Consider the following 13,670-nt stretch of genomic DNA (forward strand, 5'->3'; position numbering starts at 1 on the left):
TCCAGAAGTCGGCGCCCTGGACGAGGGCGGCCTTGTCCTCGAGGGTGAGCTGGTCGAGCAGGGGACGGAGGTGGTCGGTGGACGCGGTCACGGGAACTCCAAGCGAGAGGGGGTGAGGGGGTGGATGCCGGGGCGCCGGAACGGGAGCCCCGGCATCCGTTCAGGCTGCGCCGCGCGCTGCCTCGGACGCGAGGAACGCGCGTCGGGCGGCGCGGCGCTCCTCCTGCCGGTCGGGGTCGGGCACGGGGGCCGCCATGAACAGGCGCTGCGTGTACGGGTGCTCCGGCCGGGAGGTGACCTGGTCGGCGTCGCCCGACTCGACGATCTCGCCGCGGTACATCACCGCGACGCGGTGGCTGACATGGCGGACGACGGCCAGGTCGTGCGTGACGAACAGGTAGGCCACGCCGGTGCGCTCCTGGATCTCGATGAACAGGTCGAGCACGCGCGCCTGCGTCGACAGGTCGAGGGCCGAGACCGGCTCGTCGCACACGATCAGGCGCGGACGCAGCGCGAGCGCGCGCGCGATCGCGACGCGCTGACGCTGGCCCCCCGAGAACTCGCGGGGGAGGCGACTGCGCGCATCGCCGGGCAGGCCGACCTGGTCGAGCAGCTCGCGCACCCGGTCGCGGGCCTCACGAGCGCCGACACCGGCCGCGGTGAGGGGCTCGGTCAGGATCTGCTCGATCGTCATCGACGGGTTCAGCGACGAGTACGGATCTTGGAAGACGACCTGGATGTCGGCGCTGAGGGGGCGCCGTTCGCGCCGGGTCAGGTGCGAGATGTCGCGGCCGTCGAAGATGATCGAGCCCTCGGTGACGGGTGCCAGGCCGAGCGCCGCGCGCCCGAGCGTGGTCTTGCCCGAGCCGGATTCGCCCACGAGACCCACGGTCTCGCCCGGCAGGATGTCGAGCGAGACCCCCTTGAGGGCGCGGAACGGCTCGGCGCGGAATCCCTTGCCGGGGTACTCGACGACGAGGTCGGAGACCTCGAGCAGCGGAGCGGTCATGCGCTCGCTCCCTTCGTGACCAGCGCCGGGCGGGCGGGACCCTCGTCGAGGATCGCGTCCAGCAGCGCTCGGGTGTACGGATGACGTGCGTCGCGGAAGATCGAGCGCACGGGGCCCTGCTCGACGAAGCGGCCGTTCTGCATCACGGTGACGCGGTCGCACAGGTCTGCGACGACGCCGAAGTTGTGCGTCACGAGCAGCATCGCCATGTGACGCTCGGCCTGGAGGTCGCGGAGCAGATCGAGCACCTCGGCCTGCACGGTGACGTCGAGGGCGGTCGTCGGCTCGTCGGCGACGATGAGGTCGGGATCGGTCGAGACCGCGCCGGCGATCAGCACGCGCTGCGCCATGCCGCCCGAGACCTCGAACGGGTAGGCATCGAACGTCCGCTTCGGCTGCGGGATCCCGACGCGGGCGAGCAGGTCGAGCGATCGCTCGGTCGCCTCCTTCTTCGACAGCCCGAGCGTCGCGCGCAGCGGCTCGACGAGCTGGCTTCCGATCGTGAAGGCGGGGTCGAGGTTGCTCATCGGCTCCTGCGGGATGTAGCCGATGCGCTTGCCGCGCACTCCCGCGTACACCCGGTCGGAGGCGTCGGCGAGCTCGGTGCCCTCGTAGGTGATCGAGCCGCCGGTCACCCGGCCGCCGCGGGGGAGGAGGCCCAGCACGCCGAAGGCGGTCTGCGTCTTGCCCGAGCCGGATTCGCCGATCAGTCCGTGCACCTCGCCCCGGCGGATGTCGAGCGAGACGCCGTGCACCACCTCGATGTGCGAGCCGTCGGGCTGGTCGTAGCCGACGCGCAGGTCGCGGATCTGCAGCACGCGCTCGGTCGCCTTGCTGCGTGCGTCCTCGGGATGGACGATGACGTCGGAGCCCTCGACGACGGGCAGCTCGTCGAGGTCCTCGATGGGCTCACCGCCGCCGGTCGACACCGAGGTGGTGACGGCGGCGACCGAGCCGGTGGCGGTGGTCACCGCACGGCGGCGCTTGCGCCGGACGGTGACGGTGCGCTCGAGCTCGTCGCGCATGACGTTGGCCAGGAGAGTGAGAGCGATGCAGGTCAGGGCGATCGCGAGCGAGGGCCAGATCATCAGGACGGGCGTCTTGTAGATGTTCTTGAAGCCGTCGGTCAGCATCGATCCCCACGTCGGGACGTTGACGTCGCCGAGGCCGAGGAACTCCAGGCCCGACTGGATGGCCAGGGCGATGCCGGAGATGATCGCTCCCTGGATGATGATCGGCGCCCGCACCACCGCGAGCACGTGGCGTCCGATGATGCGGCCGTCGCCGAGCCCCGAGACCCGGGCGGCATCCACGTACAGCTCGCCGCGCACCGCGGTGACCGCGGCGTACACGAGTCGGAAGAACGCCGGGGCGAGCAGGATGCCGAAGATCAGCATCGAGATCCACACCGACGGGCCGAGCACGGCGCGTGCCGCGAGCAGCACCACGATGCCGGGCAGGGCCATGTTCAGCTCGGTCACCCAGGTGGCGACGGTGTTGAACCAGCCTTGGTAGTAACCGGCGATGAGTCCGCTGACGACGCCGAGCACGACGGCCACGACGACCGCGATGAGAGCGGCGGCGACGCTCGTCTGGGTGGCTGCGAGCAGGCGCGACAGCACGTCGCGGCCGCTCCCGTCGGTGCCGAGGAGGTGCGCGGCGCTCGGCGGGGCGAGGATGCTGCGGATGTCGGCGAAGTTCGGGTCCTGCGGCGCGATCACCGGGCCGATGACCGCGACGACGGCGACCAGCAGCAGGAACAGCGCCGAGACGACTCCGAGGGGCTTCTTCAGCAGGCGGCGGAACAGACTCACCCGCACGGGGGCGATGGGGACGGCGGGAGGGACGTCGACGGCGGTCATGACAGTCTCACCTTCGGGTTCAGAGCGGCCTGGGCGAGGTCGATCAGGAGGTTCACGATGACGACGATGATCGCGAACGCGATCACGAGGCCCATGACGACGGGGACGTCGCCGAGGGTGGTGGAGCGGACGCTCAGCTGGCCCATGCCGGGGATGGCGAAGATCTGCTCGACGACGACCGCGCCGCCGAGAAGACCGACGAACTGCACGGCCAGGACGGCCAGCGCCGGGCCGCCCGCGTTGCGCAGGACGTGCTTGTAGATGACCGAGCGCATGCCGAGGCCCCGCGAGCGGAGGGTGCGGACGTAGTCGCGCGACATCGCGTCGATGACCGAGCCGCGCACCTGAGCGGCGACCGTCGCGATCGCCCCCAGCGAGAGGGCGACCACGGGCAGGGTCACCGAGGCGAGCCAGCCCGTCGGTGACGTGGTGATGGGCACGTAACCGGTCGCCTTGAACCATCCGAGGTTGATGGCGAAGACGAGCACGAGGAGCAGGGCGATGAGGAAGCCCGGCACGGCGAAGCCGACGAGCGAGAGGAACTGCACGGCCCCGTCGACGATGCCGCCGCGGCGTGCCGCGAGAACGCCGAGGACGACGGCGAGGACGGCGGAGACGATCGTCGCGCCCAGCACCAGCGAGAGGGTGACGGCGAGGCGCCCGCTGACGCTCACCGAGACGAGTTCGCCGGTGAACCAGCTGCGTCCGAGGTTGCCGGTCAGTGCGGAGGCGACCCAGTCGCCGTACTGGACGAGCAGCGGGCGGTTCAGACCGAGCTCCTCGGTCTTCTTCGCGACGGTCTCGGCGGTCGCGTTCTCGCCGAGGATGCGGCGGGCGATGTCGCCGCCGCCGGCGTACAGCAGGACGAACGCGAGGAACGAGATCACCGCGATCAGCACGACGCCCGAGAGCAGGCGGCGCAGGATGAATGTGAGCATGATGCCTTCCCGAAGGTGGAACCCTCGGACCGGGCGCTGGAGAGTCGCCCGGTCCGAGGGAGTCTGATCAGTTCTTCGGCGAGAAGTCGAAGATCGACGGGTAGGCGTTGGTGGGCCAGAACTCGAGGTTCGTGTTCGCGTCGGTCGCGAACGTGCCCTGCACCCGGAAGAACGGCGCGAACCACGCCTGGTCGACGAGGTACTTGTTGAGGTCCTTGAGAGCCTGGTCCGACTCGTCCGGGGTGCCGAACTGCACGGTCTCGATGTAGCCGTCGACCGTCGGGTCCTGGTACTTGAAGGGGTTGAACGTCGCGTCGGGGCCGACCATGAAGTTGATCAGCTGCCAATCGGGGTTCTGCTCCAGCGCCATCCAGGTCGCGGGGTACTTCGGCGCCAGCATGTCGGTGATGAAGTTGCCGGTGCCGGGGTCGGTGTAGTTGACGGTGATCCCGATGTCGGACAGCTGCTGGGCGACGAGGTCGAAGGTGGTCTGGAAGGCCGGGGTCGACATCATGTTGAGCGTGAACCCGTCGGGGTAGCCCGCCTCGGCGAGGAGGTCCTTCGCGGCATCCGGGTCGTACGGGTAGGTGCTGTCGAGCGCGGCGTCGTACGCGACGGAGGTCTCGGGGAACACCTGCTCGGTGACGGTGCCGTATCCGCTCTGCAGCGACGCCAGCAGCGCCTCGCGGTCGAAGGCCATGTTGATCGCCTGGCGGACCTTGACGTCGGCGAGCTCGGGGGCCATCGTGCCGGCGCGGTCCAGCAGCAGCAGACCCTGGAAGTCGAGCTCGTTCGACTCGATCGTCCAGCCGGCGCCTTCGACCTCGGAGATCGTGTTGTTGTCGGCGATCTTCGCGCCGTTCGCCTCGCCCGCGCGGATCGCGTTGACGGTGGCGGTGACGTCCTCGAGGACGTTGATCGTGAGGTTGTCGTACTTGACGGCGTCCGCGTTCCAGTAGTCGGGGTTCGCGGTGTAGTTGTACGTGGTCCCGGTGACCGACGAGGCGGTGTCGAGGATGTACGCGCCCGAGCCGATGGGGTCGGTCGCGGAGTCGGGGTCGTCGAACGTCGACGGGGCCTGGATCAGGCCCGGGGCGATCGAGAGCAGGTTGATCAGCGAGGGGTCGGGCGCCTGCTGCGTGATCGTCACCGTCGTCGCGTCGACGGCGGCGAACTCCTTGCCGGCGAGGGTCGCAGCCTGCGGGGCGGTGCCGTCGCGGAAGTGCTCGAGGCTCGCGACGACCGCCGCGGCGTCGAGGTCGGTGCCGTCGGTGAACTTCACGCCCTCGCGGAGCGTCAGGGTCAGCACCGTGTTGTCGTCGTTGTACGACCACTCGGTGGCGAGCCAGGGCTGCGTCTCACCGGAGGAGTCCTTCGACAGGAGGGTGTCGAACACGGCCTGGAAGAAGGGGCTGCGGTTGCCCCATTCCGCGCCCTGGCCGATGTCGTAACTCGTGGGAGCGGCGATCGCCGTGAGGGTGAGCCGGTCGGCGCGACCGCTGTCACCGCCGGATCCGTCGTCGGTCCCCGCGCACCCCGCCAGGGCGAGTGCGGCGACGACCGTGAGGGCTGCTGTGGCCTTCCATCGGAACATCTTTGGTCCTTTTTCTCGGGAGAGGCGATACCCCGGTGGATCGCCCTGGCGCTGGACGCTAGCACCAAATCCGAGCGGTGACTAGATTTTTGAGACGAATTTCTATCGATCGCTAGGTTTTCGTTATCCGAGCGGGCAGACTGGCCTCCGTTCGCCGACGAGGGCGACGACGGACAGATGGACGATGATGACGACGACCGACACGACGGCGCCCGAGCGCCGTCGACGGCGAGGCACGTACGCGAAGACCGAGGCCACCCGCCAGGCGATCCTGGATGCCGCTCTCGAGGTGTTCTCGCAGTCCGGCTACCGTGCGGGATCGCTCCGTGACATCGCGACGCGCGTGGGCATGAGCGAGGCCGGGCTGCTGCACCACTTCCGCAACAAGAGCGCCCTGCTCGAGGCCGTGCTCGAGGAGCGCGACGCCCGCGCCCGCGCACTGGTGCCCATCGAGTCGGAGGACGGCACCGATGTCCTCCGCGGGCTCATCGAACTCGCCTCGCACAACGCCTCGACGCCTGGCGTCGTCGAGCTCTACACAACGCTGTCGGCCGAGGCGACGGCGTCCGATCATCCGGCGCACGGCTACTTCGTCCGTCGGTACGAGTACACCCGCGGCAACATCGAACGGTCGTTCCGGGTCCTGCGCGACGAGGGGCGCCTCCGGCACGGGATGACGCCTCGTCGCGCGGCGATCATGGCCGTGGCCCTCATGGACGGCCTGCAGGTGCAGTGGCTGCTCGACCGCGACGCGCTGGACATGGCCGCGGAGCTGCAGGCCATGTTCGCGAGCTTCGTCGACATCGAGTGGTCGCCCCGAACCCGAGAAGAGCCGTCGTCGTGATCCGCGTCCCGCTGCACGACGGGTGGACGGTCGGCCCCAAGCTCGGTCCGTTCGAGACCCCGGCCGACGGGCCGGGTCCCGTCGCCGTGACCCTGCCGCACGATGCGGTGCGCGATCTGCCACGCTCGCCCGACGAACCGCAGGGCGTGCACACCGGATACACCCCGGGCGGCGTCTTCGAGTACGCGCGGTTGCTCGACGTGCCCGGCGACTGGCGTTCGCGCACCGTCGTCCTCGAGTTCGAGGGCGTCTACCGCGACGCCGTCGTGTTCGTGAACGGCGCGTTCGCCGCGCATCAGGCGGGCGGCTACGCCGGGTTCTCGGTCGTGCTCGACCCCTTCCTCGAGTTCGGCGCCGTCAACCGCATCAGCGTCGAGGCGCGGGCGCATCGCGATTCGCGCTGGTACTCCGGGGCGGGGATCTACCGCCCGGTGCATCTCGTCGTGGCCGATCCCGTGCACATCCCGCTCGACGGCGTGCGGGTCGAGACACCCGACATCGACGACGAGCGCGCGGTCGTCGCCGTCGCGACGGAGGTCGCGAACACGACGCGGCACACCGTGACGACCCGGGTGAGCTGGCAGGTCGCGGCGCCCGACGGAACGGTGGTCGCGAGTGCGCATTCGCCCGTCACGGTCCTGCCGGGCGAGCGCGCCGTGGCCCGGGCGCGGGTGACGGTCGAGGCGCCGATGCGCTGGGATGTCGAGACGCCCGACCTGTACCGGGTGCGCAGCACGCTCGCCTCCGCCGACGGCGCGCTGCTCGACGAGGATGTCACCGACTTCGGCATCCGCTCGCTCCAGCTCGATCCGCGCCACGGCCTCCGTCTGAACGGGCGCTCGATCGACCTGCGCGGCGCTTGCGTTCACCACGACAACGGCATGCTCGGAGCGGCCACCGAGCCCGCCGCCGAGGACCGGCGCGTCCGGCTGCTCAAGCGGGCGGGTTTCACCGCGCTGCGCAGCGCACACAATCCGATGAGTCGCGCGATGCTCGCGGCATGCGACCGGCACGGGATGCTCGTCATGGACGAGCTGACCGACGCCTGGACGCGCCCGAAGGCCCCGTTCGACGCGACGATCACGTTCGCCGAGCACTGGCGCGACGACATCGCCTCGCTCGTCGCGAAGGACCGCAACCACCCGAGCGTCGTGATGTACTCGATCGGCAACGAGATCCTCGAGCTCGCCACGCCGCTGGGCGCGACCTGGAGCCGGCGGCTCGCCGAGCAGGTGCGAGAGCTCGACCCGACGCGATTCGTCACGAACGGGATCAACGGCATCATCGCGAACCTCGACCGCATGGCCGAAGCCCGCGAGCAGATGCCCGACGCCAACACGATGATGGCGGGGATGGGTGAGCAGATGGGGCTCATGAACGCCTCGCCGCTCGTGAGCGCGTCGATCGAGGAGTCGGCAGCGGTGCTCGACGTGGTCGGGTTCAACTACGCCGACTCGCGCTACCGGCAGGACGCCCTCGACCATCCGAATCGCATCATCGTCGGTTCCGAGACCTTCCCCGAGCGCATCGACGTGATGTGGGAGCTCGTGCGCGAGCTGCCGCACGTCATCGGCGACTTCACGTGGACGGGCTGGGACTACCTCGGCGAGGCCGGCATCGGTCGCGTCGACTACACCGACGAGCCCGGCTACACGCCCACCGGCACGGCCGGTCCCTATCCCTACCGGCTGGCCGGCTGCGGCGACCTCGACATCACCGGGCTCCGCCGGCCGATCTCGTACTACCGCGAGATCGTCTACGGGCTGCGCCGCGACCCCTACATCGCCGTGCACCGCCCGCAGCATCACGGGCGGCCGACGGCGACGACGCCGTGGTCGTGGACCGACACGGTGTCGTCGTGGTCGTGGGATGCGGCATCCGGTGCCCCCGTGACCGTGGACGTCTACGCGGATGCCGACGAGGTCGAGCTGTTCATCGACGACGAGAGCGTGGGCGCCGAGCCGGTCGGCCGCGAGAAGGCGTTCCTCGCTCGCTTCGAGACCCGGTACCGCCCGGGCCGCCTCGTCGCCGTGGCTCGCCGCGGCGGTGCCGAGATCGGGCGGCACGCTCTCGTCAGCGCGGGCCCGGCCTCGCTGGTCGCACGTCTGGAAGACGCCGCCGTGCACCACGACGGTCTCGCATTCGTCGCGGTGACGCTCGAGGACGACGACGGAGTCGTGGTCTGCGCCCGCGACGTTCCGGTGACGGTCGAGGTGTCCGGCACCGGAGTGCTGGCGGGCATCGGGTCGGGGCGGACCGACAGCGAGGAGTCGTTCGCCGGTCCCGTCTTCACGACGTTTGACGGCCGGCTGCTCGCGGTGGTGAAGCCCTCCGGTACCGGCACGGTCGCCGTCACGGCCTCCGCCCCCGGCTACGCCCCCGCATCCCTGGTGTTCGAGGTGGCGCCCGCCGCGTTGTGAGCCGCGAGGGATGAGAGAGAACTCATCGGGGCGAGGAGCGTCGTCGCCTAGGCTCGTCGGAATCCAGGAAAGCGTATTCCGATGGGATCCATTCGATGAAGAACAGACTCCGCTCCACGCTGCTCGCGGGCCTCACCGCGGGAACGCTCGCCGCCGCGACCCTCACCGCCGGAGGCGTCGCGACGCTCCCGGCCGCGGGCGCGCAGGAGCCACCGGCCGCCCCCGTGCCCCGGCTCGAGACCCTCGACCGGGGCCTCGTCGCGGTGCCGACGAGCGAGGGCGTCTTCCTCAGCTGGCGCCTCCTCGCGGGCGAGGCCAGCGGTGCCGGCGAGACCGGCCTCACCGGCACCGACTTCGTCGTCTACCGCGACGACGCGCCGATCGCCACCGTCACCGACAGCACGAACTACCGCGACGACGCCGGCACGGCGGCATCCGTCTACCGCGTGGCGCCGGTCACGGCGGGCGTCGAGACGGCGGCGAGCGACGCCGCGATCCCGATGCAAGACGGCTTCCTCGACATCGCGCTGCAGCGGCCCCAAGGCGGGGTGACTCCGGCAGGCGAGGAGTACACCTACTCGGCGAACGACGTCTCGGTCGGTGACGTCGACGGCGACGGGCGCTACGAATTCGTCGTGAAGTGGGACCCCTCGAACTCCAAAGACGTATCGCAGGTCGGGTACACCGGCGGGGTCTACATCGACACCTACAGCCTCGAGGGACGCCTGCTGAACCGGCTCGACCTCGGTCCCAACATCCGTGCCGGCGCGCATTACACGCAGTTCCTCGTCTACGACTTCGACGGCGACGGACGGTCGGAGACGATGCTCAAGACCGCGCCGGGGACGAAGTCGATCACCTACGCCGACGACGGCTCGGTGGCGTCGGAGCAGTACGTCACGATGCCGGACGAGGATGTCGCCGCGGGCTACGCCCACACCGACGACTACCGCATGAGCGCCGCCGACTACGCCGATCACCTCGTCGAGGTGTTCCGCGGGTGGTCGACGCGCGACGAGGTCGTGTCGGGCCGGTGGCCGGCCACGCTCGAGGAGGCCTTCGGCATCGAGCCGCGCTTCGACTACCCGCTGTCGGATGCCGACGCCCGCGCCCTCGTCGATCACTTCATCGACGTGTACGCGCCGAGCCGAAGCGCCCGCAACGCCCTGCGGAACTTCGAGGGCTTCATCCTCGAGGGGCCCGAGTACCTCACCGTCTTCGACGGCGAGAGCGGAGCCGAGCTGCAGACCGTGCGCTACGAGCCGGACCGCGGCGACGACGGCCTGCTGTGGGGCGACTACGCGATGTCGCGCATCGAGCCCGGAAACCGGGTCGACCGGTTCCTGGCGGGCGTCGCCTACCTCGACGGCGAACGTCCGTCGGCGGTCTTCGCCCGCGGCTACTACACGCGCACGACGATCGCGACCTACGACTGGGACGGCGAGAACCTCGTCAAGCGCTGGTTCGTCGACAGCGGGCACGCGCCGATGACCAACCCGTTCAACGACGGCCCGCACGGGGTCGACGGCACCGACCCCGTTTACGGCACGATCACGACGCAGGGCTTCCACAGCCTCTCGGCGGCGGATGTCGACGGCGACGGCCGCCACGAGATCGTCTACGGATCGGCGACGCTGGATGACGACGGAAGCCTCCTCTACAGCTCGTTCGCCGAGATGCCCGAGGGATCGGCGACCCCGGGCGAGATGGCGCGTCTCGGTCACGGCGACGCGATGCACGTCGCCGACATCGACCCGTCGCGCCCGGGCCTCGAGATCTTCACCGTGCACGAGGGCGGAGCGTATGCGCCGTACGGCACGGCGCTGCGGGATGCGGCCACCGGCGAGGTCGTCTTCGGCGCCTACTCGGGTCGCGACACCGGGCGCGGGATGATCGGCGACGTCCGCCCCGACGTCCCCGGCATGGAGGTCTGGTCGAGCATGCCCGGCGGGACGGATGCCTCGGGCCTGCTGACCGCCCAGGGCGAGGTGCTCTCGGCGGCGACTCCCGGCACGAACGCCTCGATCCGCTGGGCCGGCGACCTCACGACGCAGATCGTGAACGGCAGCGGCGACGTCACCCCGACGATCGACGACTGGGCGCGCGGCACCGTGCTGACGGCATCCGGAGCCCTCGCCAACAACGGCACGAAGGGAAACCCCGGCCTCGTCGCCGACGTCCTGGGCGACTGGCGCGAAGAGCTGGTCGTACGGACGGCGGACTCGTCGGCGCTGCGGCTGTACGTCTCGACCGAGGTGACCGAGCACAAGCTGTATACGCTCATGCACGATCCGCAGTACCGCGCCGAGGTCGCCCGTCAGCAGACGACCTACAACCAGCCGAGCTACACCGGGTTCCACCTCGCCTCCGGCATGGACTTCGCCGGTGTGCCGCTGCGGCCCGCCCCCGCGCCCGTGGCGGCTCCCGGCATCGGGGTCGACTCGGCCGGCGTCAACGTCACGTGGGCGACGACGGATGCCGGCGCCCCGGCCACCGGCTTCGCCGTCACGCTCCGCTCGGCGGCGGGTGAGACCGTCGCCCAGCAGGTCGGGGCCGAGGCTCGCTCCGCGCGGTTCGCGGCGGTGCCGCCGGGGGAGTGGACCGCGACCGTCACCCCCGCGGGAACCTTCGGCCAGGCGGCACCGTCACAGCCGTCGGCGACGGCTACGGTGCGAGCGGGGCAGCCGGTGCCGCTGCGCGTGAGCGCGCGGTCGCAGTGCGTGAACGGGGCGGTGCACGTCGCGGTCCACGCCGCGAACGAGGCTGAGGGTGCGATCGACGTGCGGCTGGCCGCGGTCGGCGGTGAGCACGCGCAGCAGAAGGTCGCCGCGGGCGACGCGGCGTACCGGCTCTTCGACGCGGGCCGTGACTCGCTCGTGCCCGGATCGGCGACCGTGACGGCGTATCAGTGGCTCGACGGAGTCGGCTACCACGCCACCTACGACGTGCCCTACTTCGCCCGGATGTGCTGAGGCGGCCCGCTCAGACGTGATGCCCTGATACATCTGCAGGACCGGAGTGACGGGTGGGGCCGGTGACACGGCGCGAACGCTCACCAGCCCCACCCGTCCGACGGATGTATCGGGTTCGGGCGCGGGTCGGCGCCGGCGGGGGGCCTCAGCGCGTGCGGCGGGGGCGCTCGGCGGCCGTGTCGGGCAGCGGGATGGGCGTCGTTCCGGCGACCTCGTCGCTGAACTCCTCGGGCGCGACGACCGAGATCGGGCGCGTCTCGTCGAGCGAGAGCGCGAACCGGCGCGAGCTCGAGCGGTGGACGCGTCCGGAGACGAGCATCCATGTCACCCCGACGCCGAACGCGACCAGGGCGGCGACGGCACCGAGACCGATGGCCGCGCGCGGCCCGAACTGGTCGGCGACCCATCCGACGATCGGGGCGCCGATGGGGGTGCCGCCCATGAGGATCGCCATGTACAGCGCGAGCACGCGGCCGCGCAGGGCCGGGTCGGTCGTCGTCTGCACGTAGCCGTTGGCCGTGGTCAGGGTGGTCACGACCGCGAAGCCCGTGAACATCAGCGTCACCGCGTACAGCCAGTAATCCGGCATGAAGGCCGACACCGCGGCGGCCACGGCGAAGAGTCCGGCGCCGAGGATCACGACGCGGATGCGCGCCCGCTCACGACGGGCCGCCATCAGGGCGCCGGCGAGGGACCCGATCGCCAGGATCGAGCTGAGGAGGCCGTACCCGTCGGCGTCGCGCCCGAACTCGATCGCCATCGTCGACGCGAAGATCGGGAAGTTCATGCCGAAGGCGCCGAGGAGGAACACCATCGCGAAAGTGACCATGAGGTCGGGGCGCCCGCGAACGTACCGGAAGCCGTCGGCGAGGCGAGCCGCGCCCGGCGAGGTCACGCGCGGGATGAGCTCGCCCGGCCGGATGAGGAAGAGCGCGACGATCATCGCGAGGAACGTCGCCGCGTTGATGAAGAAGACCCAGCCGGTGCCGACCGCGACGATGACGATGCCCGCAGCTGCGGGGCCGATCATGCGCGCACCGTTGAAGGATGCCGCGTTGAGCGCGACGGCGTTGGCCGCGATCTCGCGCGCGACGATGTCGGAGACGAACGCCTGACGTGCCGGATTGTCGAAGGCCGAGATCATGCCGAGCGTGAACGCGAAGACGTACATGAGCGGAAGCGTCATGACACCCGTGAGCAGGAGCGTGCCGATGATCAGCCCGACGAGCATGAGCGAGCTCTGCGTGACCACGAGCAGACGGCGCCGGTCGAAACGGTCGGCGACCCACCCGGTGACGCCGACGAGCAGGAGCGGCGGCGCGAACTGCAGCGCCATCGTGACGCCCATCGCTCCCGCGTCGTTGTCGGTGAGGCCGGTGAGGACGACCCAGCTCAGCGCCGTGGCCTGCATCCACGCGCCGACGTTCGACACGAGGGCGCCGAAGAACCACACCCGGTAGTTGAACACCGAGAAGGAGCGGAACATCGCAGAGCTCATCGGTCGGCCACCGCCCGCATGATGACGGCGGCGGCGGCCAGAGTCTCACGGTCGGCCGGTTCGAGCTCTTCCAGCGCGTGCTCGAGCCAGGAGTCGCGACGGCGGGTCGTCTCGATCACGACGGTGCGGCCCTCGTCGGTGAGGGCGATGTTGACCTTGCGGCGGTCGCCGTCGTCGGGCGTCCGTGTCAGGTAGCCGAGCTCTTCGAGGTGGTTGACGGTGCGGTTCATCGACGGCGCCGATACGCGCTCGCGGTCCGCCAGCTCGCCGAGCGTGTGCGGACCGTGCACGTGCAGGTTCGCGAGCACGGCGTACTGCCCGTCGCTCATCGAATCGACGGCGCGCTGCGCGCGGAGTCGCCGTGCGAGGCGGAAGGTCGCCATGCGGAGGTCGGTCGCGTCGTGCGCGAGATCGATGGCGGACGGCGGGGCGGAGGCGGGGGAGGAGGTGCTCATCTGTGATGTTTAGCTTAGCTCATTAGTCTTGCTAACGGTCTGTGGTGTCCGGAATGCGACGGCCGGAAACGTAGACTC

9 protein-coding genes are annotated in these 13,670 nt (G+C 70.4%); 3 read left to right on the top strand and 6 right to left on the bottom strand.

The window, feature by feature from the left end; translation table 11 throughout:
• Window positions 1-160: 160 nt before the first annotated feature.
• From C1N74_RS02645 to C1N74_RS02660, 4 genes are all read right to left on the bottom strand, one after another.
• The gene (locus C1N74_RS02645) at window positions 161-1,009 is read right to left on the bottom strand and encodes an ATP-binding cassette domain-containing protein (protein ID WP_064956269.1); all 849 of its coding nucleotides are present in this window, start codon (window positions 1,007-1,009) and stop codon (window positions 161-163) included.
• Window positions 1,006-2,871 carry a dipeptide/oligopeptide/nickel ABC transporter permease/ATP-binding protein gene (locus C1N74_RS02650; protein ID WP_023952565.1) on the bottom strand — a complete coding sequence of 622 codons (1,866 nt, stop codon included), beginning with the start codon at window positions 2,869-2,871 and terminating at the stop codon, window positions 1,006-1,008. Before C1N74_RS02650 ends, C1N74_RS02645 begins: the two co-directional genes overlap by 4 nt.
• A complete protein-coding gene (locus tag C1N74_RS02655) occupies window positions 2,868-3,809 on the bottom strand; it encodes an ABC transporter permease (protein WP_023952564.1) in 942 nt (313 codons plus the stop codon). The genes C1N74_RS02650 and C1N74_RS02655 overlap by 4 nt, the downstream gene beginning before the upstream one ends.
• A gap of 67 nt (window positions 3,810-3,876) precedes the next feature.
• Window positions 3,877-5,403 carry an ABC transporter substrate-binding protein gene (locus C1N74_RS02660; RefSeq protein WP_064956267.1) on the bottom strand — a complete coding sequence of 509 codons (1,527 nt, stop codon included), beginning with the start codon at window positions 5,401-5,403 and terminating at the stop codon, window positions 3,877-3,879.
• Between the two features lie 184 nt (window positions 5,404-5,587).
• Here C1N74_RS02660 and C1N74_RS02665 point away from each other — a divergent pair, with 184 nt between their 5' ends.
• From C1N74_RS02665 to C1N74_RS02675, 3 genes are all read left to right on the top strand, one after another.
• Window positions 5,588-6,247 (top strand): TetR/AcrR family transcriptional regulator, encoded by a 660-nt coding sequence (locus tag C1N74_RS02665; RefSeq protein ID WP_023952562.1) that lies wholly within the window; start codon window positions 5,588-5,590, stop codon window positions 6,245-6,247.
• Window positions 6,244-8,667 (top strand): glycoside hydrolase family 2 TIM barrel-domain containing protein, encoded by a 2,424-nt coding sequence (locus C1N74_RS02670; protein WP_137749907.1) that lies wholly within the window; start codon window positions 6,244-6,246, stop codon window positions 8,665-8,667. The genes C1N74_RS02665 and C1N74_RS02670 overlap by 4 nt, the downstream gene beginning before the upstream one ends.
• 95 nt (window positions 8,668-8,762) lie before the next feature.
• A complete protein-coding gene (locus C1N74_RS02675) occupies window positions 8,763-11,639 on the top strand; it encodes a rhamnogalacturonan lyase (RefSeq protein ID WP_219994757.1) in 2,877 nt (958 codons plus the stop codon).
• A 145-nt stretch (window positions 11,640-11,784) separates the two neighbouring features.
• Here the strand turns inward: C1N74_RS02675 and C1N74_RS02680 are convergent, their stop codons facing one another.
• Window positions 11,785-13,125 carry an MFS transporter gene (locus C1N74_RS02680; RefSeq protein ID WP_258317980.1) on the bottom strand — a complete coding sequence of 447 codons (1,341 nt, stop codon included), beginning with the start codon at window positions 13,123-13,125 and terminating at the stop codon, window positions 11,785-11,787.
• Window positions 13,126-13,133: 8 nt separating this feature from the next.
• Window positions 13,134-13,592 carry a MarR family winged helix-turn-helix transcriptional regulator gene (locus C1N74_RS02685; RefSeq protein ID WP_023952558.1) on the bottom strand — a complete coding sequence of 153 codons (459 nt, stop codon included), beginning with the start codon at window positions 13,590-13,592 and terminating at the stop codon, window positions 13,134-13,136.
• Window positions 13,593-13,670 lie beyond the last annotated feature (78 nt).

Source organism: Microbacterium sp. SGAir0570 (genome assembly GCF_005491085.2).
Taxonomy (GTDB): Bacteria; Actinomycetota; Actinomycetes; order Actinomycetales; family Microbacteriaceae; genus Microbacterium; species Microbacterium arborescens.

Excerpts from the sequence above, each read along its gene's own strand:
- C1N74_RS02645 (WP_064956269.1), bottom strand. The coding sequence starts at position 1,009 with ATGACCGCTCCGCTGCTCGAGGTCTCCGACCTCGTCGTCGAGTACCCC.
- C1N74_RS02650 (WP_023952565.1), bottom strand. The coding sequence starts at position 2,871 with ATGACCGCCGTCGACGTCCCTCCCGCCGTCCCCATCGCCCCCGTGCGG.
- C1N74_RS02655 (WP_023952564.1), bottom strand. The coding sequence starts at position 3,809 with ATGCTCACATTCATCCTGCGCCGCCTGCTCTCGGGCGTCGTGCTGATC.
- C1N74_RS02660 (WP_064956267.1), bottom strand. The coding sequence starts at position 5,403 with ATGTTCCGATGGAAGGCCACAGCAGCCCTCACGGTCGTCGCCGCACTC.
- C1N74_RS02665 (WP_023952562.1), top strand. The coding sequence starts at position 5,588 with ATGATGACGACGACCGACACGACGGCGCCCGAGCGCCGTCGACGGCGA.
- C1N74_RS02675 (WP_219994757.1), top strand. The coding sequence starts at position 8,763 with ATGAAGAACAGACTCCGCTCCACGCTGCTCGCGGGCCTCACCGCGGGA.
- C1N74_RS02680 (WP_258317980.1), bottom strand. The coding sequence starts at position 13,125 with ATGTTCCGCTCCTTCTCGGTGTTCAACTACCGGGTGTGGTTCTTCGGC.
- C1N74_RS02685 (WP_023952558.1), bottom strand. The coding sequence starts at position 13,592 with ATGAGCACCTCCTCCCCCGCCTCCGCCCCGCCGTCCGCCATCGATCTC.